Origin of the sequence: Amycolatopsis sp. NBC_01286 (assembly GCF_035982555.1) — a bacterium.
Classification (GTDB): Bacteria; Actinomycetota; Actinomycetes; order Mycobacteriales; family Pseudonocardiaceae; genus Amycolatopsis.
In genome coordinates, this window is the sequence record NZ_CP108428.1 from 2,372,156 (window position 1) to 2,397,474 (window position 25,319).

The window sequence follows — 25,319 nt, forward strand, 5'->3', positions numbered from 1 at the left end:
GTGGATGAATGGGGGCAACCAGTCACAGGTGCCGCGATAGCTGTGGACAAGTTGGGGACAAGGGTGATCGGCATCCGCGAATCCCCAGGTCAGGGCCTGTGAGTAAGGTGTGGAGAACTTCCGCAAAACTCGTGCGGCGTGTCGTGTGAAACCCGTCGCTCGGCGTGTCGTGGACCAGCTCAGGCCCATTGACCCCCACAGCCTGTGGATGAAAACTACGGACGGTAGAGGCGTAACCCGGTGGGCTGAACGGCCGTCGCGTCACGCCGCGGTGAGCCGGGCCTGTGCGCTGCGTAACCGATCGGCGAGAACGCGCTGGTCGGCCGGGGTGAAGGCGATCCGGCTCTCCCCACGCCCCGGAATCTCCTCGGTCAGCCAGCGGCCTTCCGAGGTATCGATGTAGTTCACCGGCCGTTCGATGCGATGCCACGATCCGGTACGGCTGCGGGCCGCGACGTACAGGCTGCCGCTCCCCATTCGGCGTAGCGCGAGGATCCGCCGGAGCTCGTCGGCCTCCTGCGAGCCGTCGGCCGGCCGGTCGTTGCGCATCAGCGCGAAGCCGTCGTCGTCGCGGCGGCCGCCGCCGCCCTCGAGCTGGCTCTTCGGCACCGCGAGCGGCGTCCCGCGGCCCGGCGCGAGCTTCGGGATCTGGCCGAGGAAGTCGTCCAGCACCTCACCGGGCCGGGTCGACTCCAGCACGACGACGTCCAGCTGCTCGTGCTTGGCCAGCACGAACGCCTCGCCGCCGGCGCTCCCGGCCAGCAGCCGGTAGCTGACCGCCTTGCCCTGGAAACCGCCGTCCACCCAGCCGTAGTACTCCAGCTGCGGCCGCGCGACGGCTTCGATCGTCGCGACGAACCCCGGGTGCATGCCGCGCGGCCCGAACAGCCCCGCCTTGGTGAGCTCGGCGTTGACGCGCTCGTCTTCGGCGCGCTGGGCCTCGTCGCTGTACCAGGTCGGCGTCTCGGCCAGCACCGTGTGCGGCTCCCCGCCACGGCGCCGGATCAGGTTGATCACGGTGCCGGTCGAAAGGGTGACCTGCCTGTCCAGCACCGCTCTTCCCCCTAGTGAAGATCAGCTTTGATGAACCCGGAAAGCCGGGCGCGCCCATCTTGGCACGCGCCCGGTGGCCCCGCGTGCGTTACTCGCCGATGACCGGCGGCGCGGTCAGCTCGTCGGTGCCGAAGATGTCGTTCGGGTCGTCGCCGAGCAGGTACTTCGACGTGCGTTCCTCGTCGCCGCCGCCCTGGCCCTTCGCGCCGTGGCCCATGCCGCCCATGCCACCCATCCCGGTGGAGCCGCCGCGCCCGGCCGCCGCGCCGCCCGCGCCCATCGCGCCGCCGGCTCCGGCACCCATGCCGCCGCGGCCGGCGCCGGACGCGCCCGCGCCGCCCGGCATCGCCGCGCCGGTCGAGCTGCCGGGCCCGAAGCCGCCGCTGCCGCCCGGCCCGAAGCCCGCCGTCGGGTCGCCGATCCCGCCGACCCCGCTGGAGCCGCCCGGTCCGAAACCGCCGGCACCGCCGCCCGAGAAGCTCGGCGAGCTACCCGGCCCGAACCCCGGCATGCCGGGCACGTCCGAAGGCGAGAAGCCCGACGAGTGCGTGCCGTCGGAGTTGAAGTTCGGCGGGGTGTAGTTCCCCGTCGGGATCTTGGACGGGTCGTAGTTCCCGCCGGGGACCTGCGACGGGTCGAAGCCCGGCACCTTGGACGGGTCGTAGCTCCCGCCCGGCACCTTCGACGGGTCGAAGCTGCCGCCGGGGACGTTCGGGCTGCCGAACGACGGGACACTGCCCGGCCCCGGCATGTTCACGCCGCCGGGACCTCCGCCAGGACCGCCGCCCGGACCCCCACCGGGGCCGCCGCCCGGACCGCCGCCGGGTCCGGTTCCGTCGCCGTTGCCGTTCTTGTCGTCCTTCTTCTTGCCGTTCTTGCCCTGGTCGACGTCGACGTTCTCCTGCTGGCCCTGCAGCGCGGAGTACGTCGGCATCTTCTGGCCGTTGTCGTTGCTCGACTTGTAGTAGGTGTTGAAGGCGTCGACGTTGGCCTGGCCCTTGGTGTTGTAGTCGCGGATCGCCCGGTCGGTGTCGGTCGTCCACGGCGTCACCGCGTTGAGCAGGTTGTTCTTCGGCGGGTCCTTCGGGACCTCCTGCACCTGGGCGTGCACCGTGGTGAAGGCGTTGTTCTGCTCGCCGAGGTACTTGTCGGAGTCGGTCAGCTTGGTGCCCGAGTCCTCCATCCAGGTCCGCAGCGGGTGCGCGCCCGCGTTCTGCGCCGCCTCGGAACCGCCGCCCGTCCAGGCCGCGTCCATGTCCTTGGCCAGGCCGTCGATCGTGGTGAGCCGGTCCTGGTAGGCGCCCTTCAGCCGGCTCGCCGCCGCCTGGCCGTTCGAGATCGAGCCCGTGCCGGGGCCGGTGGTGATCTGGTTCCAGATGTCGTAGCAGTCGATCTTGCGATCACCCTGCACGGAGTTGTGGTCGTCCGAGTGCGTCGTCGCCATGTTGTACGCGGCGAACCCGCCGAGCAGGACCAGTTCGAGCATCTCAGCCCCCCATCAAGGTCTGGATCATCGACTCGCCGAACTTCTGCACCACCGCGCAGGGGTCCGTCGCGCCGGTACCGTTGTCGTACTGCACCAGGATGTTGACCGCCAGCTGGTCGGTCACCCCGATGAAGACGCCGCACTTGCCGTCCTTGCGGTCGTCGACCGCGGCGGCGTAGACGGCGGGGTACCCGTAGGCCTGCGTCTCTTCGAAGTAGGCGTCGTTCGCCTTGGTGTCGTAGACGTCCTGCAGGCCGTTCTTGTTCGCCGTCACCGTGGTCACGTCGATCTGGTTGCCCGGATCGGCGGCCTCCTGGAAGGTGCAGCTCGGGCCGTTCGCCGTGGTGCGCGGGGTGCCGTCGCCGAGGGCGAGCTTGGCCCGGCCGGTCGCGTCGATCGTCGTGCAGGCGTCCGACGTGATGTTCGCGGTGTTCAGCGGGCTCGGCACCCGCGGCGCGGAGTCGGCCGCGGACCGCGACGTCTCGCTGCCGCCGGAGTCGGCGGTCGGCGCCGGGTTGGCGGTGCCCCCGGTCTTGCTGGAGCAGCCGGCGACCGCGAGCACGGCGAAGGCCACGGCCGGGACGGCGAGCAGTCGGCGGTTCACGTGGCCTGGTTCCCCGTCTTCGAGAGGTCGGCCTGCGTGTCCGACTCCTTGGTGGTGATCTTCTGCTTCGCGGCGGTCAGCGCCTCGATGTAGTTCTTGACGTATTCCTGCATCTTCTTGTTCTGCTCGAGGAACGCCTTGCCGGACGGGTTCGCGAGCTTCTCCCAGTCGCCGCTGGCGAACTCCTTGCCGGGCGCCTTGACGTTCGCCATCAGGTTGGCGTCGTCGTAGTCGCGCTTCAGGTCGGCCTGGAGGTCCTGCCACTGCTTGATGACGCCGTCGATCTTGGCGGCGTCGAACGTGAACCCGCCGCCACCGGCCGGCGCGGACATGTTGACCTCGTTACCCATCCGGATCCATCCCCTTCGCGTCCCCGCCCATTCTCCTACGACGTGGCCGTTGTGTCCGGGGTTCCCCCGAAACGCGTGAAGGCGGGCCGCCCACCAGGGGCGACCCGCCTTCAGCACGTGCTACTGGCTACTTGGCCTTGACCTCGAGCCGGACCTCGACCTTGACGTCGGGGTGCAGCCGGGCGCCGACCGAGTGCTTGCCGACCGTCTTGATGTGGTCGCGCAGCTCGATGACGCGCTTGTCGAGCAGCGGGCCACCGGCCGCCTTGATCGCGTCCACGATCTCGGCCGAGGTGATCGAGCCGAAGAGCTTCTTCGAGCCCTCGGCCGACTTGCCGGTGAGCTGGATGGCGCCGAGGCCCTCCAGCGTCGCCTTGATCTCCTTGGCGTGGTCGAGGTCGCGGATGCGACGGCTCTCCTGCGCGCGCTGGATCGTGCGGACGTTCTTCTCCGCGCCCTTGGTGGCCGCGATCGCGTAACCCCGCGGGAGCAGGTAGTTGCGCGCGTAACCGTCCTTGACCTCGACGATGTCGCCGGGGCCGCCGAGGTTGGCCACGTCGGTGGTGAGGATGATCTTCGCCATCTCCGGGCCTCCTTAGCGCGCGGTCGAGGTGTAGGGCAGCAGCGCCATTTCGCGGGAGTTCTTGACCGCGATGGCGATGTCACGCTGGTGCTGGCTGCAGTTGCCGGTGACGCGACGGGCACGGATCTTGCCGCGGTCGGAGATGTACTTCCGCAGCAGGTTGGTGTCCTTGTAGTCGATCAGTTCCGGACGGCCCTTTTTCTCGGCCTTGCAGAACACGCAGACCTTCTTCTTGGGCTTGCGAATGGGTGGCTTGGCCACTGGTTACTCCTGGAATTCAACTCTTGTGGATGTGTACGAGATCAGAAGGGAGGCTCGTCGGAGAAGCCGCCGCCACCGCCACCGCTGCTCGCGGCCGGGGCGGAGCCCCACGGGTCGTCGGCCGGCATTCCGCCGCCACCGCCGCCACCGCGGTTTCCGCCGCCACCGCCACCGCCGCCGCCGAAGTCACCACCGCCGCCGCCACCGCGGCTGACCTTGTTGACCTTGGCCGTGGCGTAGCGCAGCGAAGGGCCGATCTCGTCGACCTCGAGCTCGACGACGGTGCGCTTCTCGCCTTCCTTCGTCTCGAACGACCGCTGCTTCAGCCGGCCCTGGACGACGACGCGAGCGCCGCGCGTCAGCGACTCGGCGACGTTCTCCGCCGCCTGCCGCCAGATGTTGCAGCGCAGGAACAGCGCTTCGCCGTCCTTCCACTCGCCCGACTGCTTGTCGAGCGTGCGGGGCGTGGACGCGACGGTGAAGTTCGCGACCGCCGCACCGGACGGGGTGAAACGCAGTTCCGGGTCGGACGTCAGGTTGCCGATCACCGTGATGACGGTGTCTCCAGCCATCGGGAATACCCTTCGGCTCAGGCCTTGGCGGCGACGACGGGCGGCTTGGCCGCGGCGGCGCGCTTGATCTCGCGACGCATGACCTTGGTGCGGAGCACGGTCTCCTGAAGCGACAGCTGGCGGTCCAGCTCCTTCACCGCGTCCGAAGACGAGTTCAGGTCCAGCAGGGCGTAGATGCCCTCGGCGTGCTTCTTGATCTCGTACGAGAGCCGGCGCCGGCCCCAGACGTCGACCTTCTCGACGCTTCCGCCCGAAGTGCGGATCACGTTGAGGAAGGTGTCCAGCGTCGGAGCGACAGTGCGCTCGTCGAGCGTGGGGTCCAGGATGACCATTACCTCGTAATGGCGTGACACAACCACTCACCTCCTATGGGCTCGCGGCCACGGACTGTCCGTAGCAGGAGGGTTTGTCCAGGTAAGGCTACCTGGGGGTGCCGATCGGGCCGGACGGCGGGGGTCGGCTGGGGCTCAGGCGGCCCGGCGCAGGACCCAGGTCCGCACGAGCGCCGCGGTGACGCCGGCGAGCACGATCACCGCGAGCAGCATCGGCAGCTGGACGTCGTCCGGGCCGACGGGCGAGGACATCGACTGCGCGTTGCCGGCGTCGCGGATGTCGGCGCCCTGGCCGGCCTGGTCGCCGGTGCCGACCTGCGGCGCGGAGGCGTCACCGGGCAGCGTGCCGTTGGCCGGGTAACGCACCCCCGGCGCGACGGCGGTGCCCGGGGTCGCGGTGGGAAGGCCGCTGTAGTCGCGCATCGGCGCGGTGCCGCCACTGCCGCCCGCGGTGCCCGGGTTCAGGTTCGAGAGGTTGCCGGTCGAGCCGCCGCCGGGGCTGGTCGCGGTCCCGCCGCCCTGCTGCGCACCGGTCCCGCCGGCACCGGGCTGGCCCGGGGCGACGTAGTTGGTGGCGATGGTGGTCAGGCCGCAGCTCTTGGCGACGCTCGCCGAGACCGCGCCGAGCACCTCGTTCTTGGTGCCGTCGAGCACGCCGAGACCGTTGGAGCCCTTGAGCGCGGTGGCGACCGCGCTGCCGACCGCGGAGCCCGCGATCGTGCCGCCCGCGGCGTTCGGCACCTGGCCGACGGCCAGTGCGCCCTTGCCCGCGATGGTGTCGGCGATCGTGTTCGGCCACACCGAGAGGGCGGTCCAGAGGTGGGAGTTCACGTAGTCCTGCGCGCCCTTGCGGACGATCTCCTTCACGGAGGTGCCCTGCACCGCGACCGTGTCGCCCATGCTGCCGTTCACCGAACCCGTGCAGGTGCCGGCCAGCGTCGTCGCGGCCGAGGCGGTGCCCGCCGACAAGAAGGCACCCCCGGTGACGAAGGTGGCGATGGCGGTGACGGTCAGTGCGCGGCGGGTCGTCTGCCAGGTGGGGATCTTCCGCACGAGCACTGACCTCCGGAGGTCTATCGGGGCGTCGTCCTGGGCAACAGCAACACCAGGTGTACCAGGATCAACGACGGGGGTACGTGAAAGATACTCGGCAGTCGGCTCAATTGGCAGCGGCCATCCGGCGGAGCACCCAAGTGCGGACCAGGCCCGCGCTGACTCCGGAGAGTGCCAGAACGGCGATCAGCAGGGGCAGGTTCGACCCGTTCGTGAAACCGTCCTGTGCGGACGGTAGCGCTTCGGCCCGTCCCGCGGTCTGGATCCCGGAGTTGCCGGCGGCCGCGTCGTTCGGTCCGGTGAGGCCGTACTGCGGGGCGTAACCCGGGATCTGGCTGCCGTACCGGATCGCCGGCGACGGCGTGAACAACCCGGCCGTCGCGAACGGGATGCCGCCGTAGTCGCGCATCGGCGCGTAACCGGAGCCGACGGAGAACGGGAAGCCGCCGAACACCGGGCTCGTCGCGAAGCCGGGCAGGAGCGGGCTGTTGGCGTCCGGGATCGGGGTGGTGCCCTGCGGGGTCCCGCCCTGCGGCGCGCCCCCGGTTCCGCCCTGGGCGGGCGGTTGCTGCGGGTTGCCACCGGTGCCGGGCGCCGGGGACTGCTGCTTGCCGCCGCCGGTCAGCGTGTTCAAACCTTGCTGAGTGCCGCTGGTCAAGCCCTGGACGCTCTGGTTGATCGCGCTGGCGGCGGGTGCGCCGACCCCCGGGAGCGGCGAGACGACGGTGTTCACCACGTTGACGGTGACCTGGCAGAGGGTGCCGAGGATGGCATTGAGCGTGCCGGTGAGCACCTTGGTGCCCTCGGTGACTATGCCGAGGTTGATCGTGGGAATGCCGAGCACGCTGCCGGTGATCTTGTCGCCGGGTTTCGCGGTCACGGTGCTGCCGCAGGGCACGGTCTTCGTCTCCGCGGCCGAGGCGGTGCCTGGCATCCCGAGCACAGCCGAACCCGCGAGGACGAACGCCGTCGCACCGACCGCCGTTGCTCTGCGTGCCCGGTTCTCCATGCTCGCCGCCCCTCGTCTCGTGCCCTCTGCCCAGGACAACGACGTTAAGGCAGACGAGTAACGCCCGCTCGCTCAGGAATGTCCGGCATTCGAGTGGAAGCGGGCGTCACGGTGGGTGAATCTCACGCGGGGCGGCGGCGGATCCAGGCTCGGACGAGGGCCGCCGCGACGATCGCGAGGGCCAGCACCGCGAGCAGCATCGGCAGTTTCGCCGGCGGCGTGACGCCGGGGAGCGCCACCGCGGAGCCGGACTTCTGCTCGTCGACCGTCGGGACCTGCGCGCCCGGGATGATCTGGGCGATCACCGGCACCTGCACCAGGCTGCCGGGCAGCAGCGCGGCGTTGGTGAAGACGCCCGAGATCGCGTCACCCGGCAGGCCCGCGCCGCCGGAACCGGGACCGGTGAGCACCGGGCCGAGGCTGTCGCCGGGCGGGGTTTGCCCAGGCGGCGTCTGCCCCGGCGGCGTCGTCGGCGGGGGCGGCTGCTGGGGCGGCGTCGTCGGTGGCGTGCCGGGCGGCACGGGCAGCTGCGGCACGCCGACGTCTTGCAGGATGCTCTGTGTCGTGTTCCCGACGGCGTTGACCGTGCCCTGCGCGACGGGGCAGACGGCCTTCGCGGCGACGTCGCCGACCACCGGGACGTCACCGAGGCCGAGCGCCCGCACGGTGTCGCCGACCGGGAGGGTCAGCAGGGGCGCCGAGCCGTTCGTGTTCTTCGCGCTCGAGTCGAGGCCGACGGTCAGCCGGTCCGGGGAGTTGAGGGGCGCGCCGGCGTCCAGGAGCAGGCCGTTCGGCCCGCTGCGGGCCTGGCCGTTCTGGAGGGTGGCCGCGCAGTCGCCGCCGAGGGTCGGACTGGAAGCGGCGCTCGCCACGCCCGGTGCCGCGAGGGCGGCGGAAGCGGCGAGCGTGAACCCCAGTGCGGTGATCCGGGCGACGTGCTTCCCCATCGATGCCCTCCGGCAGTCGGACCAATCTGGATCACGGAACGCGCTCACGGTACTCCACGAGCGTCACCATCCGGGTCCGCAGGCCGAAGTTCATCCGGGAGTAGCGTGCTCGGCATGCTGATTGGCGCCCATGTCCGTGACGACGACCCGTTGACCGCGGTCGCCGACCGCAAAGCCGACGTCGTCCAGTTCTTCCTCTCCGACCCCCAGGGCTGGAAAGCCCCGAAGCCGCACCCCCACGGCGAGGCCATCCTGGCCGACCCGGTCGAGGTGTTCATCCACTCGCCGTACCTCATCAACGTGGCGTCGCTGAACAACAAGATCCGGATCCCGTCCCGCAAGAACGTCACGCAGCACGCGGACGGGGCCGCCGCGGTCGGCGCGAAGGGCCTGATCGTGCACGGCGGGCACGTCGGCGCCAACGACGACGTCGAGGCCGGGCTCGACAACTGGCGCAAGCTCTTCGAGCGCGAGCAGGAGAAGGGCGGCTTCAAGGTCCCGATCCTGATCGAGAACACCGCCGGCGGCGAGAACGCGATCACCCGCGACCTCGAGGTCATCGCCCGGTTGTGGGACAAGGTCGGCGAGTTCGGCGCCGGGTTCTGCCTGGACACCTGCCACGCCTACGCCGCCGGCTGGGACCTCGCGACCGCCGTCGAGAAGGTCAAGGCCATCACCGGCCGGATCGACCTGGTGCACCTCAACAACTCCCGCGACGAGTTCGGCTCGACGCGGGACCGGCACGCGAACGTCGTCGAGGGCGAAGGCACGATCGACCCCGAGGCCCTGGTCGCGGTCGCCCGCGAAGCCGGTGCCCCGGTGATCGTCGAAACCCCGGCCGACGGTCAGGCCGCCGACATCGCGTACCTGAAGGAACAGCTCGCCTAAACGGCCACGGCCCGCCGGCGGCGCCGGGTGGCGTTCGGGATGATCACGTCCCGGGCGCCGTCGAGGAAGCCGCCGGCCGGGTCGTCGTCGCCGGCGATCCGGACCAGGTCGGTCGCCGGGCGGTAGATCTCGCGGACCACCAGCACGCACAGGCCGACGACGGCCAGGTCGCGGAGCACGACCGTGCCCAGGAAGAAGCCTTCGGGCAGGCCTTTGTGGTCGACGCCGAGGTAGTAGAACATCCGCGGCACCCACACCAGCGCGTCGATCAGCATCCAGCCGAGCAGCAGCCGCCAGCGCGGGATGGCCAGCACGGCCAGCGGCACCAGCCACAGCGAGTACTGCGGGCTCCACACCTTGTTGGTCAGCAGGAACGCGGCCACGACGAGGAACGCCAGCTGCCCCAGTCGCGGCCGTCGCGGCGCCGCCAGCGCCACGTACGCGATGCCCGCGCAGCAGGCCAGGAACAGCACGGCGATCGTCCAGTTGAGGTAGGTCGGCGGCTGGTTCTTCTGCAGCACGCCGTCGAACCCGGCCCAGCCGGTCGTGTACGAGAAGACGTTGTAGAGCGAGTCCGGGTCCATCGGCCGCAGGGTGTTCAGCCGGAAGAACTCCCACCAGCCGCGGGTCGCGGTGAGGATGAACGGCGCGTTCACCGCCACCCACGTCACGACGGCGGCCGCGGCGGTGCGCCAGAACGGCGTCAGCTTCCCCGCGCGCAGGCAGAGCACGAACAGCACCCCGAGCAGCAGCAGCGGGTAGAGCTTCGCCGTCGCGCCCAGGCCGAGCAGGAGCCCGGCGAGCAACGGCCGTTTCCGGGACCAGGCGAGCAGGCCGGTGGCCGTGAACGCGGTCGCGATCGCGTCGAAGTTGGTGAACGCGTGCACCAGGACCAGCGGTGACGCCGCCACGAGCACCATGTCCCACGGCCGGCGTTTCATCGTCCGGCCGGTGGCCCAGACGGTGATCAGCCAGGCCATCGACAAGAAGAACGCGGAGATGTTGAAGTAGATCGCCACGGGCAACGCGCCGGGCAGCCAGCCGGTCTCGGCGATGTTGAGCCAGCCCGCCGCGAGCTTCGCGTTCACCCACTGGAAGAGCCCGGTGAACACCGGGTACTCCATGTACCGGGTGTCGTTCTCCGCGGTCTGCGAGCTCTCCTTCCACGACGTGTAGTACGGGAAGGTGCTCGGCCGGTCGAGCCGCTCGGAGCTGTAGAGCGGCACGATGTCGGAGTAACACATCGCGACGAACGGGCGGCCCGCGCGCCAGTCGAGCTGGGTGGCGCCGCTGGAGTCCTGGTACTGCTGGATGCAGGAGCCCTTGCCGAACCAGCAGAGCATCAGGGCCAGCGTCGCCAGCAGCAGCCCGACGCGCTGCGGGGACCAGAACCAGTGCCTGCCGACCGCGGCGTGCTCGCCCAGCGGCCCGCCGACGGGTCTGGTGACCGCCGCCGCGAGTGGGTCGTTCCAGCTCGGGACGACCCGATCCGCCCTGCTCAGCGTCACGGGGCCGGGGTCCGGCTCGCGCGTGGTCTCCTCTGGCACGACCGGGATGTTATCGGTGATCGCCCGACGGCGAAGTGAAGGCGACGATCATGCCGGATTCGCGTAGTACGAGGCCAGGACCTCGGCGGCCGCGCCACGCGTGACGATCTCCTCGCCGAAGGAGTCCTCGACGACCTCGATGCGCTGCCAGTGCGGCAGCGGCAGCAGCTCCTCGAGCCGCTCCGAAACGGCGTCACGGTAAGTGCCCGGTTCGTCCCGCACCGCGCGTCCGGCCAGCACGATCCGTTCCAGATCGAGCACCTGGACGAGGTCGGCGAGGCCGATCCCGAGGAAGCCGGCGGCGGTCCGCGTGTCGGGGGCCTGCTTGGCCATGATCTCGACGCAGCCACGCCGCCCGCAGGCGCAGCGGGGGCCGTCGTAGGCGATCGTGGTGTGCCCGAACTCACCCGCGTTGGTCCGCGGGCCGCGGTAGAGGTGCCCGTCGATCAGCAGGCCGACGCCGATGCCGGTACCGACCAGCACGACGGCCGTCGCCGTCGGCTCGCCGTGCGGCCACAGCTGGGCGAACGCGGCGGCGTTGGTGTCCTTGTCCAGCACCACCGGCAGCCCGGTGCGCTTCTCGAGCAGGTCGCGCAGCGGGACGTCGTGCCAGCCGGGCATGCTCGTCGCGTCGCGGACCAGGCCGGCGAGGTGGTCCAGCGGGCCGACCGCGCCCAGGCCGAGGCCGAGCACTCCGAAGCCGTCCGCCAGTTCGAGCGCGGTGGTCCCGATGGCTTCGACGGCCTGGTCGGGGGTGAACCCGACCGGGAGCGGGCCGCCCGCCGTCTCCTCGACCTCGCCGATGAGGTTGGTCCGCAGCACGCGGTACTCGTCGCGGTCGAGGCGCGCGCCGAGCGCGTGGCGGGCGCCGGAGCGGACGGTCAGCTGCGTGCGGGGCTTGCCGACACCCGCGGACGGCTGCCGCTCTTCGTCCAGGAGGCCGGCGTCGAGCAGTTCGGGCACGATCTTGGACACGGCCTGCTGGGTGAGGCCGGTGCGTTCGGCGAGCTCGACCCGGCTGAGGCCACCCGCTCGCAGGATGTGCGTGAGCAGGAGGGCGCGGTTGTGCTCGCGCACGTTGCGCAGGTTCCGCCCGGTGGCCGCCATGGTCTAGATCTTCGCACGCCTGGTCAATTTCGCAACACTGTTGTTTAATGGGCGCCATGGTTGACTGTTTAATGGGCGCCATGGTTGACGACTTGCGGGTGGGCATCCTCGGCTACGGCATCGGGGGACGCGTCTTCCACGCACCGCTGGTGGCGGCGACGCCCGGGCTGACCCCCGCGGTGATCACGACGTCGAGCAACGCCGTCCAGGCGCGCACCGACAACCCCGGCGCGGAGATCGTCCCGGACGCCGACGCGTTGTTCGAGCGCGCGGGCGAGCTCGACCTGATCGTGGTCAGCACGCCGAACCGCACGCACGTCCCGCTCGCGCTGCGGGCCATCGCGGCCGGCGTGCCGGTGGTCGTCGACAAGCCGTTCGCGCCGACCGCGGCCGAGGCCGAGCAGGTCGTCGCCGCGGCGAAGGCGGCCGGCGTCGGGCTCACCGTCTTCCAGAACCGCCGCCTCGACTCCGACTTCCTCACCGTGCGGCAGGTCCTCGACTCCGGCCGCCTCGGCGAGGTGTTCCGCTTCGAGTCCCGCTACGACCGCTGGGTGCCCAAGCCGAAGGACAACTGGCGCGAGTTCGGCGACCCGGCCGAGGCCGGCGGGCTGCTCTACGACCTCGGCGCGCACATCGTCGACCAGGCGCTGCAGCTGTTCGGCCCGGTCACCCGGGTCTACGCGGAGGTCGACCGCCGCCGGGCAGGCGTCCAGGTCGACGACGACGTGTTCGTCGCGCTGCACCACGCGAACGGCGTCCGCTCGCAGCTGTGGGCGTCGGCGCTCGCGGGCACCCAGAACCCGCGGTTCCGCGTGCTCGGCGACCAGGCGACGTTCACCAAGTACGGCCTCGACGTCCAGGAACCCCAGATCAAGACGGGCATGCGCCCCGGCGACGACGGCTGGGGCGTGGAACCGGCGGCGGACGCGGGCAAGATCGGCGTCGGCAACGACGTCAAGACCGTGCCCACCGAAACCGGCCGCTACGAGCAGTTCTACGCCCAGGTGCGCGACGCCCTGCGCGGCGAAGGCGAGTTCCCGGTCGACCCGGAGTCGTCGGTCGCGGCCCTGCGCGTGATCGAGGCGGCGCACCGCTCCGGCGTCGAAGGGATCGTCGTCGAGCTCTGACCCCCGGACCGGCCGTGACCTCGGTGTCCCCCAGCTCCGAGGTCACGGCCTTCTTTTCGGCTACAGGGGTCAGCCGCCCGGATTCGGGTCGCCGCTCTGGCCGGAGTCGTTGCCCCCGTTGCCGTTCCCGTTGTTCCCGGTCGTGTTGTTCCCCGTGGTGTTGCCGTTGTTGCCGCCGCCGTTGCGGTTGCGCTGGCGGTCCTGCAGCTCCTGAAGCCGTTGCTGGAACTGGCGGAGCTGGTCCTGCTGTTGCTGCCGGTCGCCGGGCTGGCCCTGGTTCCGCTGGTCGCGCGGCTGCTGCTGTTGCTGTTGTTGTTGCGGCGGCGGGGGTAGCTGGACCTGCACCTGCTGCTGGTCCACCGGCGAGCTGATCGCCGCGACGCGGTCGAAGCGTTCGGCCGGTTTGCCCTGCAGGTACAGCTGCATGAAGCGGTCCCAGATCGGGCCCGCCAGCGTCGACCCGAACAGCGGCGCGCCACCCGGGCCGTGCAACGCCTTGTCACCGTCGCTGCCCACCCAGACCGCCGCCGAGACCGACGGCGTGTAGCCGACCATCCACGTCTGGGCGTTCGCGTTGGCGGCCGACGCCGGTTCGTCGTTCTGCGGGGTGTGCTGCTGGGTGCCGGTCTTGCCCGCGCACTCGTGGCCGGCCGGGCAGGTCAGGTGCGAGAACTGGATGACCGGCGCCAGCGCCGCCGTCACGTTGCCCGCGATCTGCGCGCTCTTGGCCGCGTCGTTGTCGGCGAACGCGTCCGTGGACCGATCCTGGGCTTCGTACGCCGTTTCGCCGTTCGCGTTGGTCACCTTCTGCACGAAGTGCCGCTGACGCTGGACGCCGCCCGCCGCGAACGTCGCGTAGCCCGAGGCCATGTCCGCCGGCGTCACCTGCGTCGCGCCGCCGCCGATCGAGATGTTGTTGTCACCGGTGAACAACGCGCTGCGGCCGCCGTTGTCCTTCGTGCGGATGCCCGCTTCCTGCGCGGCTTCCGCCACCCCGGACGGCTTCGTCACGTTCAGCACCATGTCGTAGAACACCGTGTTCGTGGACCGCTGCATCGCCTCCGCGACCGTGCACTCGTCGGAGCAGCTGCTGCTGTCACCCGCGTTGCGGATCGGCAGGTTGACGCCGGGGAACGTCCGCGGTGAGGTGCCGTCGAACCGCGCGTCGAGGCCGCGGCCGAGCTTGAGGAACGCCGCCAGGTCGAACGGCTTCATCGACGACCCGGGGTTGTGCGCCTCGTCGGCCCAGTCGCGGCCGGCCTGGTCTTCGCCGTTCGGACCCTTCACCACCGGATCGCCGCCGTAGTAGGCGAGCACGCCGCCGGTCTTCGGGTCGACGGCGACCAGCGCATCGAGGATCTGGGTGTCGGTCTGCTCGGCCATCTGCTCGGTCACGGCCTGCTCGGCCGACTGCTGCGCCTGCGAGTCGATCGTGGTGAACACCTGGAACCCGCCGCGGTAGTACTCCTGCTCGCTGATCCCCTGCGCCGCCAGCTCGGCCTTGACCTGCTTCTTGACGAACGGGTTCAGCGCGCCGGCCTGCTTGCTCTCCACCAGCGGGATCGGGGCCGGGAACTTCGCCGCGGCGCGCTGGGCCGGTGTCAGGTAACCGTTCTTGAGCATCCGGTCCAGCGCCGTCGTCCAGCGGGCCGTGGCGACGGCGGTGTTCTCCGAGCGGCCCGGCTGCTGGATCAGCCCGGCCAGCAACGCGGCCTGCGAGTAGTCGAGCTGGCCGACGTCCTGGCCGAAGTAGGCCTGCGCGGCGGCCTGGATGCCGTACGCGCCGCGGCCGAAGTAGATGATGTTGAGGTAGGCGGTGATGATGTCCGCCTTCTCGTAGGTCTGGTTCATCTTGAACGACTTCGCGAGCTCGGTCCACTTGCGCGTGAGCGTCGGATCGTCGTCGCCGGACGCGTTCTTGATGTACTGCTGGGAAATCGTCGAGCCACCACCGGACCCGCCGGTGACCTGGTTGTACGCCGCCCGCAGGATGCCGCCGACGTCGAAGCCCGAGTTCGTCTCGAACGACGCGTCCTCGGTCGCGATCACGGCTTTCTTGACGACGTCCGGGATCTGGTTCGCCGCCAGGATCTGCCGGTTGCCGCCGGTGGGCACGTCCTTGCCCATCTCGGTGCCGTCGCGGTAGAGGTACGTCACGGCTTGGCCCTGCGCCTGCGCGACGGTCTCCGGTGACGGGACGTCGACGGCCAGGTAGGTGATCGCGAACGCGATCCCGGGGACGACGACGAACAGCCCCGCCGCCACGTACCCGATCCGCCGGATCCGCCGCCAGCGCCGTTTCCGCACGTCCTGCTCGGTGCTCGGCCGGGGCCGCCGCGGCGGCTGACCGGGGCGGGGCAGCAGGATCGGCACCGTCGGCGGGTCGTCCGGCTCGGTGCCGTTGTGGACGTGGTGGGTGATCAGCTCCGGTTCGCTGCCCTGCAGCCCGGCGCGGGGCAGCGGCCGGGCGCCCGGCCGCCGGGGACGTCGGCGGGGATCGGGAGCGCGACCGCGCGAAGTGCGGGTTCGGTCGTTGGTCACGGGCCGGCCTCCACGGTGGGCTGCGGACGCAGTCCTCTCGGAGGGCACACGTACCGCGGCCCACCGTGGTTCAGGCCGTCAGTGGCCCGGATCGTCCCCCGTGGTCGGCGTCTCCTTCGACGACGTCGGCTTCGTGTGCTTCGGCGTGCTCTCCTGCGACGACGACTGGTCGCCGCCGTGGCCGTGGTCGCCGCCGTCGTTCCCGCCGTTGTCGCCCTGGTCGCCGCCCTGGTCGGGGTTCTCGCCCGTGGGCGTCGCGTCGGTCGTCGTCGCGACGTCCGACGACGGCGGCGGGGCGACCTCGCCGCCGATGCGATCCACCTTGTCGAACTTCTCGCCCGGCTTGCCCGCCAGGTAGAGCGACATGAACTTCTGCCACATCGGGCCGGCGATCGTCGAACCGTAGATCGGCGAGTTGTTCTTGCCGTGCAGCGGCTTGTTGCCGTCGCCGCCGACCCAGGCCGCCACCGAGACGGACGGCGTGTAGCCGACCATCCACGTCTGCGAGTTCGCGTTCGCCGCCCACGACGGCTCACCCGCGGTCTTCGTGTGCTGCTGCGTCCCGGTCTTGCCGGCGCACTCGTGGCCGGCCGGGCACTTCAGGTGCGAGAAGTCGATGACCGGCTTCAGCGCTTCGGTGACGTTCCCGGCGATCTGGCGGCTCTTGTCCGAGTCGCTGTCGAACGCGGGCTTGGCGTCGGTCGGCGCTTCGTACGCGACTTCGTCCTGCCCGTTGACGACCTTCGTCACGAAGTGCCGCGCGCGCTGCTCGCCGTTGGCCGCGAAGGTCGCGTACGCCGAGGCCATGTCGACCGGCGTGATCTGCGTTTCGCCACCGCCGAGCGAGATGTTGTTGTCCTTGGTCGAAATGATCGACTGGCCACCGTCGTCCTTGGTCGTGACGCCGGCCTCCTGCGCGGCCTGCTTGACCGGGCCCTGCTTCGTGTCGTTGAGGACCATGTCGTAGAACACCGTGTTCGCCGAACGCATCATCGCCTCGGAGACGGTGCACTGCGTCGAGCAGCTGCTGCCCGGGCCGGCGTTGCGCACGACGCGGCCGTCGAACGTCCGGTTGTTGGAGCCGTCGAACGTCGAGTCGAGGCCCTTGCCCATCTTGAGGAACGCCGTGAGGTCGAACGCCTTCATCGACGAACCCGGGTTCTGCGGGGTGTCCGCCCAGTCGCGTCCGGCCTGGTCCTGCCCGTTGACCTGGATGATCGGCTTGCCGCCGTAGTAGGCGAGCACACCGCCGGTCTTCGGGTCGACCGCGACGAGCGCGTTGAGCAGCTGGTCGTCGACCTGGCCCTTCATCGCGTCGGTGGCCGCCTGTTCCGCGGCCTGCTGCGCCTTCGGGTCGATCGTCGTGTGCACCTGGAAGCCGCCGGAGTAGTAGCGGTCCTCCGGGATGTCGTGTGCGGCGAGCTCGTCCTTCACCTGCTGCACGACGAACGCGGGCGGTGCGCCGGCCTGCTGCTTGCTGTCCTCGAGCGGGATCGGCGTCGGGAACTGCGCCGACTGGCGCTCGGCCGCGCTGATGTAGTTGTTCTTCAGCATCCGGTCGAGCGCGGTGGTCCAGCGGTCGTGCGCGACCTTGTCGTTCTCCGACCGGCCCGGCTGCTGGATCAGTCCGGCGAGCAGCGCCGCTTCCGAGTAGGTCAGGTCCTTCGCGTCCTTGTGGAAGAAGGCCTGTGACGCCGCGCCCACCCCGTACGCCCCGCGCCCGAAGTAGATGATGTTCAGGTACGCGGTGATGATGTCCTTCTTCTCGTACGTCTGGTTCATCTTGAAGGACTTGGCCAGCTCGGTCCACTTGCGCGTCAACGTCGGGGCGTCGTTGTCGGTGGCCTTCTTGATGTACTGCTGGGAAATCGTCGAACCGCCACCGGTACCGGCGGTGGCCTGGTTGTACACCGCGCGCAGCAGGCCGCCGACGTCGAAGCCGGAGTTCGTCTCGAACGACGAGTCCTCGGTCGCGATCGCCGCGTGCTTCATGATGTCGGGGATCTGGTCCGGGCTGAGCAGCACGCGGTTGCCGCCGCGCGGCACGTCCTTGCCCATCGGTGAGCCGTCGGCGTAGAAGTACGACACCGCCTGGCTCTGGTTCTGCGCGACCTCCGTCGGCGACGGGACGTCGACCAGGAAGTACGTGATGACGAACGCGATCGCCGGGAGCACGACGAACACCCCGACGACGCCGTAGCCGACGCGCCGGATGATCTTCCAGCGCCGCTTCTTGCGTTGTTCCGGGGTGAGGACCGGCTTGCCGTCGCCGTCCGGCTCGACGTCGTCGTAGGCGTCCTGCTCCTCGTACGCGTGGTGCGTCATCAGCTCGGGCCCGCCGCTCATCGGCGGCGGCTCGGGCCGGTAGCCGCGCGGCTGCTGCCACGGCTGCTGCGGCTGCGCCGGAGGTTGCTGCTGCGGCCGGCCCCCGGGCGGCGTCGGCGGGCGGCGCGGGCCCTGGCCGCGCGGTCCCTGTGGTCCGGACGGCCCCTGACGGCGCGGATCAGGACCCTGGCCGGGCCAGGAGCGGGATCGATCGTCGGGCACGGGGCAGTCCTCCAGTCAGTGTGGGCGGCAATGGTCGCCACCCCTGTGTTGGAAGGGACGCGCGTGAACCCCGTGGGTTGCCGGATGATCACCCCGGAAACGGTTCAGGGCCCTCCGCGCGATCGCGGAGGGCCCTGAACGTCGGCTAACCCGGGCCTGCGCCCGGTGGGGCGGCGATCCCGCCACCACCTCCGTTGCCGAACGTGTTGCCGATCCCGGGATCGGGGGTTCCCGGCGGGCCGGGTCGCGTCCGGCTCGTCTTCGTGGTCGACGTGTTCGTGTCGGTGTCCGTCGGCTCGGTGCTGGTGGTCGTCTCCGGGGTGCTCGGCGGCGGCGTCGTGGTGGTCGGCGTGTCCGGCGGCTTCGACTGCGTGGTCGTCACGTCGTTGACGTCCTTGCCGATCGCCTGCACCTTGTCGAACTTCTCCGCCGGTTTGCCCTTGAGGTAGAGCTTCATGAAGTTTTCCCACGTCGGACCGGCGACGGTGGCACCGAAGATCGGCTTGTTCTTCGGGTCGTGCAGTGGCTTGTTGCCGTCACCGCCGACCCAGACCGCGGCCGACACGGACGGCGTGTAGCCCACCATCCACGTCTGCGCGTTGCGGTCCTTGTACGCGGCCGGGTCGCTGTCCTTCGCCGTGTACTGCTGCGTACCGGTCTTGCCGGCGCACTCGTGGCCGGTCGGGCACTTCAGGTTCGAGTGCGCGATGACCGGCTGCAGCGCCTCGGTGACGTTGCCCGCGATCTGCTGGCTCTTCGACGCGTCGTCGGCGAACGCCGGGTTGGTCTTGATGTTGTTCTCGTCGAACTCCACCTCGTCCTGCCCGTTCGTCAGCTTCCCGACGAAGTGCTGCTCGTGGTAGACGCCGCCGCTGGCGAACGACGCGTACGCCGCCGCCATGTCCTCCGGCGTCACGGCCGTGCCACCACCACCGAGCGAGATGTTGTTGTCGTCGGTGTAGAGGACGCTCTTGCCGTCCGGCGCGACCTTGACCCCGGCTTCCTTCGCCGCTTCCGCGACCCGCGACGGCTTCGTCACGTTCAGCACCATGTCGTAGAACACGGTGTTCGCCGAGATCTCCATCGCCTTCGCGACGGTGCAGTCCTTGCCGCAGCTGGCGCTGTCACCCGCGTTCCGGACGACACGGCCGCCCAGCGACCGGTTGTTCGAGCCGTCGAACGTCTCGCCGAGGCCCTTGCCCATCTTCAGGAACGCCGTGAGGTCGAACGCCTTCACCGACGAACCCGGGTTGCGGGCCTGGTTGGCGCGGTCCTGGGCGATCTGGTCCTTGCCGCTGGCGTCCTTCACCAGCTCCGGACCGCCGTAGTAGGCGATCACCCCGCCCGTTTTCGGGTTGACCGCGACCAGCGCGTTCAGCAGGTTCTCGTCCGTCTGGCCCTTCATGCCTTCCTGGGACGCCTGCTCCGCGGCCGCCTGGGCCGCCGGGTCGATCGTGGTGTAGATCTTCGCGCCGGTCGAGAACAGCTTGTTCTCGTCGTAGCCCTTGGCCGCCAGCTCGTCCTTGATCCGTTGCTGGAGCTGGTAGGTCATCTTCCCCGAGTCCTGCTCCTTGTTGGAGTTCTTCGCGATCGGGGTCGGGTACTGGAAGCCGGCGCGCTCGTCCGCGCGCAGCCACTTGTTGGCGACCATCTGGTCCATCACGTACGCCCAGCGCTTCTGGGCGTACGCCTCGTTCTCCGAACGGCCGGGGCCCTGGATCAGGCCGGCCAGCAGGGAGGCTTCGGAGGCGTTGAGGTCCTTGGCGTCCTTGTTGAAGTAGGCCTTGGCGGCCGCCTGGATGCCGTTCGCCCCGCGTCCGAAGTAGACGATGTTCAGGTAGGAAGTGATGATCTCTTCCTTGGACTGCTGGTTGTTCATCTTGAACGACTTCGCCAGCTCGGTCCACTTGCGGGTCAGCGTCTGCTGGTCGTTCTGCGTCGCCTGCTTGATGTACTGCTGGGAGATCGTCGAACCACCGCCCTGGCCGCCGGTCACCTGGTTGAAGACCGCGCGCAGGATGCCGGTGACGTCGAAGCCCGAGTTGGTCTCGAACGTCGCGTCCTCCGCCGAGTAGACGGCGTGCTTGACGACCTCGGGCACCTCGCCCGGCTTCAGCAGCTGGCGGTCGCCGCCCGGGGGCAGCTCGCGGCCCAGCTGCTGGCCGTTGGCGTCGAAGTAGGTGATCGGCTGGCTCTGCAGCGCCTTGATGCTCTCCGGCGTCGGCACGTCGACCAGGAAGTAGGTGATGACGAACGCGATCGCGGGCACTACGACGAACAACCCGAAGAAGACGTACGCGCACCGGCGGATGATCTTCCAGCGGCGCTTCTTCTTCTGCGCCGGCGTCAGGACCCTCTTGCCCTTTTCGTCGAGCTCTTCCTGAGGCTCGACGTCGTCCGCGTACTCGTTGAAGGCGGCGTCTTCGTAGCCGTCGTCGTACGGGTCGCGGCCGATGTCGTCGGTGCCGTTGTGCGCGTGGTGGGTGATCAGGTCCGGCTCGCGCCCGGGCGGCGGCACCGGGCGGCGGCCGGGCGGTGGCTGGCGGAAGCCCTGCGGCGGCGACCCGGGCGGACCCTGCTGCGGCCGCTGGCCGGGCGGCGGCGGGACCGGCCGGCGCGCGGGCATGCCCTGCTGCCGGGGTCGCTGCGGACGGCGCGCGGGTTCGTCGGCGGGCCACTGGGGACCGCTTTCGTCGCCGGCCGGCCACTCGGGCGCGGCGCCACGGCCACTGGGGACACCGCGCGGCGGCGTGCCGCGCTGGGGTCGCCGGGGGGCTTCTTCGCCGGGCCAGGCCGGTGCGGGGTCTTCCCCCGGCCACGGGCCTGACTGGGCACGGCGAGGTGCATCTGGCTCCTGGCCGGGCCAGGAGCGGTTGCGATCGTCGTTCACGAATGGGCCTCCCAGACCGGCGCCCGGTAGTGCGCCGTTCTGCGCTCTTCAGCGGTAGTGATGCAGCTCACCGGCCCGCGGTCCTTCGCGGACCGTCGGCCGGCTCCCCCGTGCCGAGGACGTACGACCGGACCAGGTGGTTCCAGTGGCACGCCCGGCACACCTCGACGTCGTACACGGTGAACTCGGCGAACGAGCCGGCCATCCTGGCCAGCTCTTCGGGGGTCCTCGCCGAGCCCGCGACGTGCTTGAGTTCGTCACCGTAGACCCAGGACACCAGGGTCAACGGTTCCTGGCGGCAGATCGGGCAGGGCTGGTCACCGGCCCGGCCGTGGAACTTCGCCGCCCGCAGCAGGTACGGGCTCGCGTCGCAGGCCTCGTGGCTGCCGACGCGCCCGGAGCGGACTTCGGCCAGCAGCGCACGGCGCTGCAAGGCGAAGTCCACGACCTGCCGCTGGTTAATCACCAGGACAGAGTACGGGCTCTTCCTGTGTGGTCCACGCCCCCTAGCGTGACCTCTCTCGCGACCGGTGGGGACACGCCGGACGTTCGATAACTCTCCGGTGACTTTCGCCCACGATCTGCTGATCTCGCCTGTTGGCTTCGCCACTTCGATGTATCGGGGCGATATAGTGGCTGGGTAGGTTGAACCGAGGCGATCATTCGGAGCAACGCCGATCGCCGAGGTTTGTTCCCGGAAGGGGGTGCGGTGTGCTGGAGTTCGCGATCCTGGGTCTTCTGCATGAAGCGCCCATGCACGGGTACGTGCTGCGCAAGCGGCTGCACGACACGCTCGGCACGCTCCGGACGTTCTCGTACGGCTCGCTGTACCCGACCCTGCGGCGGCTGCTGCGGGCCGGGTACCTGGTCGAAGAGCTCGACGAAGCCGACGACCGAGCGTGGTCGAGGCGGGGAAAGCGGGTCTACAAGCTCACTGCGGAGGGCAAAGAGCGCTTCAGTGAGCTGCTCGGCGACGCCGGGCCGCAGACCTGGGACGACGAGGGGTTCGGCGTGCACCTGGCCTTCTTCTCGCGGACCCCGGCCGACGTGCGGATGCGGATCCTCGAAGGCCGGCGGCGGCGCGTCGAAGAGCGCCGCGAAGGTTTGCGCGCCGCGCTGGCCAGGACCGAGGAGAGGATCGATCGCTACACCCGCGAGCTGCACCGGCTGGGCCTGGAGACCAGCGAGCGGGAGGTGCGCTGGCTCAACGAGCTCATCGCGCACGAACAACACGAACAAGCCGAGCGGCAGGGTCCCGAGACCTGAGCCGGGCGGCCGCGCCGCAGCGTAGCGGCAGACCTACTGAACAGACACGGATTGAAGGAGAAACCCCCATGGGCGAGAACCGCCGCGTACGGGTGGCCATCGTGGGCGTCGGCAACTGCGCGGCGTCGCTGGTCCAGGGTGTCCAGTACTACCGCGACGCGGACCCGGCCACCCGCGTCCCCGGTCTGATGCACGTCGACTTCGGCGGCTACCACGTCCGCGACATCGACTTCGTCGCCGCGTTCGACGTGGACGCCAAGAAGGTCAGCCGCGACCTGTCGGAGGCGATCTTCGCGTCCGAGAACAACACCATCAAGATCGCCGACGTGCCGCCGCTCGGCGTCACCGTCCAGCGCGGTCACACCCACGACGGCCTCGGCCGCTTCTACCGCGAGACGATCGAGGAGTCCGACGAGACCCCGGTCGACATCGTCGCCGCGCTGCGCGAAGCGAAGGTCGACGTGCTCGTGTCGTACCTGCCGGTGGGCTCCGAGGTGGCCGACAAGTTCTACGCGCAGGCCTGCATCGACGCGGGCGTCGCCTTCGTCAACGCGCTGCCGGTGTTCATCGCCTCCGACCCGGAGTGGGCGAAGAAGTTCACCGACGCCGGCGTCCCGATCGTCGGTGACGACATCAAGTCCCAGGTCGGCGCCACCATCACGCACCGCGTGCTGGCGAAGCTGTTCGAGGACCGCGGCGTCCAGCTCGACCGGACGATGCAGCTCAACGTGGGCGGGAACATGGACTTCCTGAACATGAAGGAGCTGGAGCGCCTCGAGTCGAAGAAGATCTCGAAGACCCAGTCCGTCACCTCGCAGATCGACCGCGACCTCGGCAAGGCCAACATCCACATCGGCCCGTCCGACTACGTCCAGTGGCTCGACGACCGCAAGTGGGCCTACGTCCGGCTCGAGGGCCGCGCCTTCGGCGACGTCCCGCTGAACCTGGAGTACAAGCTCGAGGTGTGGGACTCGCCGAACTCGGCGGGCATCATCATCGACGCCGTCCGCGCCGCGAAGATCGCGCTCGACCGCGGCATCGGCGGCCCGATCCTGTCGGCCTCCTCCTACTTCATGAAGTCGCCGCCGGAGCAGTACGACGACTCCACCGCGCGCGACGCCGTCGAGAAGTTCATCCGCGGCGAGCTCGAGCGGTAGAGCAGTCCCCCCGTCGAAGGCCGTCACCGCTGGTGGCGGCCTTCTTCGCGTGGTGCACTAAACCGGTGGGGTGGGGCGCGCGTGAGCGTGGTGTGAGTGCGAGCGTTGGGGAGAGCGTGCCGGGGGACCTGGGCGCGCCGACCTTCCACGCCCTGTTCCAGGAGTACTTCGCCCAGATGACCCGGCTCGCGCACCTGCTCGGCGCGGACGACGCGGAAAACGTCGCCCAGGAGGCTTTTGTCAAGCTCCACCAGCGCTGGGACACCCTGACCGACCACACCCGCGTGGCGGGTTACCTGCGCGCGACCGTGGTGAACATGTCGCGGTCGCGCACCCGGCACCTGCGGGTGGTCCGGCGGACGCCGCAGGAGCTGCCGCCGGACGAGCTGTCGGCGGAGGTCCGGGCGGTGGCCAACTGGGAACACCAGCGGATCCGCGCGGTTCTGGGCAAACTGTCCAGGAGGCAGCGCGAGGTGCTGGTGCTGCGCTACTGGCTGGACCTGAGCACGGCGGGCATCGCGGAGACGCTGGGGATCTCCCCGGGCACGGTCAAGGCGACCACGCACCACGCGATGGAGAATCTGCGCAAGCACCTGGGGGACGACCTGGGAGGTGAGCGATGACCGACCTCGAACGCAAACTGGCCGAGACACTGCGGGAGCAGGGCGGGGAGGTCACGCCCGACCTCGCCGGCGCGTGGGCGGAGCAACTGCGCCGCCAGCGAAGGCCGCGAGCGGCCCGCCGCCGGTTGACGGTGCTGGTCGCCCCGCTGGCCGCGGTGCTGGTGGTGCTGACGAGCGTGCTGCTGGCCACCCAGCTGAACTCGGCGCCGACTCCGGTGCCGCCCGCGAGCCGGGGCCAGGAGCTGACGCTGCCCAAGCCCGAGTACTCGCCCGTGGGTCTTGTCGAGAAGGGCGAGCCGATCGCCCTCACCGACTTCGCGGGGCAGACGGACAACTGGACTTCCTACGCGGTCTTCGCCTCGGCCATGGGCACGACCTTGTTCTGCGTCGAGGCGTTTCCCAAGGGGCTGACCGGAGCACCGGTCCACGGTGAGGTGGCGTCGCAGTTCGGCACCAAGTCGCCGTCGTGCGTTCCGCTCTCGACGGGCACCGTGTGTGCCGGGTACGTGGGCGAGACCGGCGGCCCGTTGCCGGCGGGCAAGGCGATCTACCTCGTCAACCCGGCCGTGCGGGAACTGAGTCTCTTCGACGCCAAGGGCGACCTGAGCCAGGCCAAGCGGGTCGGCATGCTGGGCCAGCAGCAGCTCTTCCTCGCCGACGTGACGCCGGGCTCGCCGCCGGTGCGCTTCGACGTCAGCTCGGACGAAGCGCGTCCGGCAAGTCGGTGATCTTCTCCACCACCGCCGTGGCCTGCTTCAGCACCTCGGGGTCCGGCGGGAAGTGCGGGTTCGGCACCGCGTAAACCGCCATCCCGGCCGCCAGCGCCGACCGCAACCCGTTCGTCGTGTCCTCCACGGCCGCGCACTCCGCCGGCGCCACGCCCAGCAGCTCCGCCGCCCGCAGGTACACGTCCGGCGCCGGCTTGCCCGCGCCGACCTGCTCGGACGACACCGCCGCGCCCACCGGCAGGCCCGTGACGTCCAGGAAGCCCTTGATCAGGATCACCGGCGACGAGCTGGCGATCGCCACCGGCCACTTCTTCGCCACCGCCCGCACGACGTCGACCGCGCCGTCGATCAGCGGCGGCCGCTCGGCGTACCGCGCGGCCATCCGCTTGACGACGATCGTCGCGATCTCGGGTGGCGTGAGCCGCGCGCCCAGCTCTTCGACCAGGTAGCGCGCCCATTCCGGGGTGCTCATCCCCTGCTGTGCGCGCGTCGCCTCCTCGCGCCAGGTCCCGCCGTGTTCGGCGACGACCGCGCGGCGGACCTCGTCCCAGATCCGCTCGGAGTCCACGAGTACGCCGTCGAGGTCGAAGATCACCGCGTCCATGCCCCGAGCGTAGCTTGTGAGCCGACTTACTTAGCCACCCTTAC

The 25,319-nt window shown here is 70.2% G+C and carries 24 protein-coding genes; 6 read left to right on the forward strand and 18 right to left on the reverse strand.

All coding sequences use genetic code 11. From position 1 onward, the window contains the following. Positions 1–261: 261 nt before the first annotated feature. The 11 genes from OG570_RS11500 to OG570_RS11550 all read right to left on the reverse strand — a co-directional run bounded on the left by OG570_RS11500 (position 262) and on the right by OG570_RS11550 (position 8,250). Positions 262–1,053 carry an ESX secretion-associated protein EspG gene (locus OG570_RS11500; protein ID WP_326956486.1) on the reverse strand — a complete coding sequence of 264 codons (792 nt, stop codon included), beginning with the start codon at positions 1,051–1,053 and terminating at the stop codon, positions 262–264. A gap of 88 nt (positions 1,054–1,141) precedes the next feature. Beyond that, entirely contained in the window at positions 1,142–2,539 is a 1,398-nt protein-coding gene (locus tag OG570_RS11505; protein ID WP_326956487.1) for a hypothetical protein, read from the reverse strand. A gap of 1 nt (position 2,540) precedes the next feature. Then, entirely contained in the window at positions 2,541–3,143 is a 603-nt protein-coding gene (locus OG570_RS11510) for a DUF3558 domain-containing protein (protein WP_326956488.1), read from the reverse strand. After that, a complete protein-coding gene (locus OG570_RS11515; protein ID WP_326945375.1) occupies positions 3,140–3,493 on the reverse strand; it encodes a hypothetical protein in 354 nt (117 codons plus the stop codon). The genes OG570_RS11510 and OG570_RS11515 overlap by 4 nt, the downstream gene beginning before the upstream one ends. Positions 3,494–3,620: 127 nt before the next feature. Continuing rightward, positions 3,621–4,076: a 50S ribosomal protein L9 gene (gene rplI / locus OG570_RS11520; protein WP_247059561.1), complete on the reverse strand. Its 456-nt coding sequence runs from the start codon at positions 4,074–4,076 to the stop codon at positions 3,621–3,623. A 12-nt stretch (positions 4,077–4,088) separates the two neighbouring features. After that, complete coding sequence (rpsR, locus tag OG570_RS11525) at positions 4,089–4,337, reverse strand: 30S ribosomal protein S18 (RefSeq protein ID WP_003098744.1); 249 nt, start codon at positions 4,335–4,337, stop codon at positions 4,089–4,091. A gap of 41 nt (positions 4,338–4,378) precedes the next feature. Next, the gene (locus OG570_RS11530) at positions 4,379–4,909 is read right to left on the reverse strand and encodes a single-stranded DNA-binding protein (protein ID WP_247059560.1); all 531 of its coding nucleotides are present in this window, start codon (positions 4,907–4,909) and stop codon (positions 4,379–4,381) included. A gap of 17 nt (positions 4,910–4,926) precedes the next feature. Beyond that, entirely contained in the window at positions 4,927–5,262 is a 336-nt protein-coding gene (gene rpsF / locus OG570_RS11535) for a 30S ribosomal protein S6 (protein ID WP_247059559.1), read from the reverse strand. 114 nt (positions 5,263–5,376) lie between these two features. After that, positions 5,377–6,300 (reverse strand): hypothetical protein, encoded by a 924-nt coding sequence (locus tag OG570_RS11540; RefSeq protein WP_326945373.1) that lies wholly within the window; start codon positions 6,298–6,300, stop codon positions 5,377–5,379. A 100-nt stretch (positions 6,301–6,400) separates the two neighbouring features. Beyond that, complete coding sequence (locus OG570_RS11545; RefSeq protein ID WP_326956489.1) at positions 6,401–7,303, reverse strand: hypothetical protein; 903 nt, start codon at positions 7,301–7,303, stop codon at positions 6,401–6,403. A 122-nt stretch (positions 7,304–7,425) separates the two neighbouring features. After that, positions 7,426–8,250 carry a hypothetical protein gene (locus OG570_RS11550; protein WP_326956490.1) on the reverse strand — a complete coding sequence of 275 codons (825 nt, stop codon included), beginning with the start codon at positions 8,248–8,250 and terminating at the stop codon, positions 7,426–7,428. Between the two features lie 114 nt (positions 8,251–8,364). Between OG570_RS11550 and OG570_RS11555 the strand changes: the two genes are divergently transcribed. Then, positions 8,365–9,138, forward strand: coding sequence for a deoxyribonuclease IV (locus OG570_RS11555; protein ID WP_326956491.1), 774 nt, complete (start codon positions 8,365–8,367; stop codon positions 9,136–9,138). On the opposite strand, the gene OG570_RS11560 is transcribed toward OG570_RS11555, so the two are convergent. Beyond that, a complete protein-coding gene (locus OG570_RS11560) occupies positions 9,135–10,685 on the reverse strand; it encodes a glycosyltransferase family 87 protein (RefSeq protein ID WP_326945370.1) in 1,551 nt (516 codons plus the stop codon). The genes OG570_RS11555 and OG570_RS11560 overlap by 4 nt on opposite strands. Positions 10,686–10,733: 48 nt before the next feature. Continuing rightward, positions 10,734–11,792 carry an ROK family transcriptional regulator gene (locus OG570_RS11565; protein WP_326945369.1) on the reverse strand — a complete coding sequence of 353 codons (1,059 nt, stop codon included), beginning with the start codon at positions 11,790–11,792 and terminating at the stop codon, positions 10,734–10,736. Positions 11,793–11,872: 80 nt separating this feature from the next. Here OG570_RS11565 and OG570_RS11570 point away from each other — a divergent pair, with 80 nt between their 5' ends. Next, the gene (locus tag OG570_RS11570; RefSeq protein WP_247059547.1) at positions 11,873–12,919 is read left to right on the forward strand and encodes a Gfo/Idh/MocA family oxidoreductase; all 1,047 of its coding nucleotides are present in this window, start codon (positions 11,873–11,875) and stop codon (positions 12,917–12,919) included. 69 nt (positions 12,920–12,988) lie between these two features. On the opposite strand, the gene OG570_RS11575 is transcribed toward OG570_RS11570, so the two are convergent. The 4 genes from OG570_RS11575 to OG570_RS11590 all read right to left on the reverse strand — a co-directional run bounded on the left by OG570_RS11575 (position 12,989) and on the right by OG570_RS11590 (position 21,363). Continuing rightward, on the reverse strand, positions 12,989–15,460 hold the full coding sequence (locus OG570_RS11575) for a transglycosylase domain-containing protein (protein WP_326956492.1): 2,472 nt from the start codon (positions 15,458–15,460) through the stop codon (positions 12,989–12,991). 78 nt (positions 15,461–15,538) lie between these two features. After that, positions 15,539–17,806, reverse strand: coding sequence for a transglycosylase domain-containing protein (locus OG570_RS11580; RefSeq protein ID WP_326959980.1), 2,268 nt, complete (start codon positions 17,804–17,806; stop codon positions 15,539–15,541). A gap of 346 nt (positions 17,807–18,152) precedes the next feature. Beyond that, positions 18,153–20,633 carry a transglycosylase domain-containing protein gene (locus tag OG570_RS11585; RefSeq protein WP_326956493.1) on the reverse strand — a complete coding sequence of 827 codons (2,481 nt, stop codon included), beginning with the start codon at positions 20,631–20,633 and terminating at the stop codon, positions 18,153–18,155. 331 nt (positions 20,634–20,964) lie between these two features. After that, positions 20,965–21,363, reverse strand: coding sequence for a DUF5318 domain-containing protein (locus OG570_RS11590; RefSeq protein WP_247059540.1), 399 nt, complete (start codon positions 21,361–21,363; stop codon positions 20,965–20,967). A gap of 245 nt (positions 21,364–21,608) precedes the next feature. Here OG570_RS11590 and OG570_RS11595 point away from each other — a divergent pair, with 245 nt between their 5' ends. From OG570_RS11595 to OG570_RS11610, 4 genes are all read left to right on the forward strand, one after another. Further along, positions 21,609–22,163, forward strand: a complete 555-nt coding sequence (locus OG570_RS11595) for a PadR family transcriptional regulator (protein ID WP_247059539.1) — start codon at positions 21,609–21,611, stop codon at positions 22,161–22,163. 68 nt (positions 22,164–22,231) lie between these two features. Further along, complete coding sequence (locus OG570_RS11600; RefSeq protein WP_247059538.1) at positions 22,232–23,320, forward strand: inositol-3-phosphate synthase; 1,089 nt, start codon at positions 22,232–22,234, stop codon at positions 23,318–23,320. 92 nt (positions 23,321–23,412) lie between these two features. Further along, positions 23,413–23,943 carry an RNA polymerase sigma factor gene (locus OG570_RS11605; protein ID WP_247059537.1) on the forward strand — a complete coding sequence of 177 codons (531 nt, stop codon included), beginning with the start codon at positions 23,413–23,415 and terminating at the stop codon, positions 23,941–23,943. After that, complete coding sequence (locus OG570_RS11610; RefSeq protein ID WP_326956494.1) at positions 23,940–24,671, forward strand: hypothetical protein; 732 nt, start codon at positions 23,940–23,942, stop codon at positions 24,669–24,671. Before OG570_RS11605 ends, OG570_RS11610 begins: the two co-directional genes overlap by 4 nt. On the opposite strand, the gene OG570_RS11615 is transcribed toward OG570_RS11610, so the two are convergent. Next, the gene (locus OG570_RS11615; protein WP_326956495.1) at positions 24,637–25,275 is read right to left on the reverse strand and encodes an HAD family hydrolase; all 639 of its coding nucleotides are present in this window, start codon (positions 25,273–25,275) and stop codon (positions 24,637–24,639) included. The genes OG570_RS11610 and OG570_RS11615 overlap by 35 nt on opposite strands. Positions 25,276–25,319 lie beyond the last annotated feature (44 nt).

What these genes read in the sequence shown, in the direction of transcription:
- OG570_RS11505 (WP_326956487.1), bottom strand. Translation starts at nt 2,539, where the DNA reads ATGCTCGAACTGGTCCTGCTCGGCGGGTTCGCCGCGTACAACATGGCG.
- OG570_RS11515 (WP_326945375.1), bottom strand. Translation starts at nt 3,493, where the DNA reads ATGGGTAACGAGGTCAACATGTCCGCGCCGGCCGGTGGCGGCGGGTTC.
- rplI (WP_247059561.1), bottom strand. Translation starts at nt 4,076, where the DNA reads ATGGCGAAGATCATCCTCACCACCGACGTGGCCAACCTCGGCGGCCCC.
- OG570_RS11530 (WP_247059560.1), bottom strand. Translation starts at nt 4,909, where the DNA reads ATGGCTGGAGACACCGTCATCACGGTGATCGGCAACCTGACGTCCGAC.
- OG570_RS11545 (WP_326956489.1), bottom strand. Translation starts at nt 7,303, where the DNA reads ATGGAGAACCGGGCACGCAGAGCAACGGCGGTCGGTGCGACGGCGTTC.
- OG570_RS11550 (WP_326956490.1), bottom strand. Translation starts at nt 8,250, where the DNA reads ATGGGGAAGCACGTCGCCCGGATCACCGCACTGGGGTTCACGCTCGCC.
- OG570_RS11555 (WP_326956491.1), top strand. Translation starts at nt 8,365, where the DNA reads ATGCTGATTGGCGCCCATGTCCGTGACGACGACCCGTTGACCGCGGTC.
- OG570_RS11565 (WP_326945369.1), bottom strand. Translation starts at nt 11,792, where the DNA reads ATGGCGGCCACCGGGCGGAACCTGCGCAACGTGCGCGAGCACAACCGC.
- OG570_RS11570 (WP_247059547.1), top strand. Translation starts at nt 11,873, where the DNA reads ATGGTTGACGACTTGCGGGTGGGCATCCTCGGCTACGGCATCGGGGGA.
- OG570_RS11580 (WP_326959980.1), bottom strand. Translation starts at nt 17,806, where the DNA reads ATGAGCGGCGGGCCCGAGCTGATGACGCACCACGCGTACGAGGAGCAG.
- OG570_RS11585 (WP_326956493.1), bottom strand. Translation starts at nt 20,633, where the DNA reads ATGCCCGCGCGCCGGCCGGTCCCGCCGCCGCCCGGCCAGCGGCCGCAG.
- OG570_RS11600 (WP_247059538.1), top strand. Translation starts at nt 22,232, where the DNA reads ATGGGCGAGAACCGCCGCGTACGGGTGGCCATCGTGGGCGTCGGCAAC.
- OG570_RS11610 (WP_326956494.1), top strand. Translation starts at nt 23,940, where the DNA reads ATGACCGACCTCGAACGCAAACTGGCCGAGACACTGCGGGAGCAGGGC.
- OG570_RS11615 (WP_326956495.1), bottom strand. Translation starts at nt 25,275, where the DNA reads ATGGACGCGGTGATCTTCGACCTCGACGGCGTACTCGTGGACTCCGAG.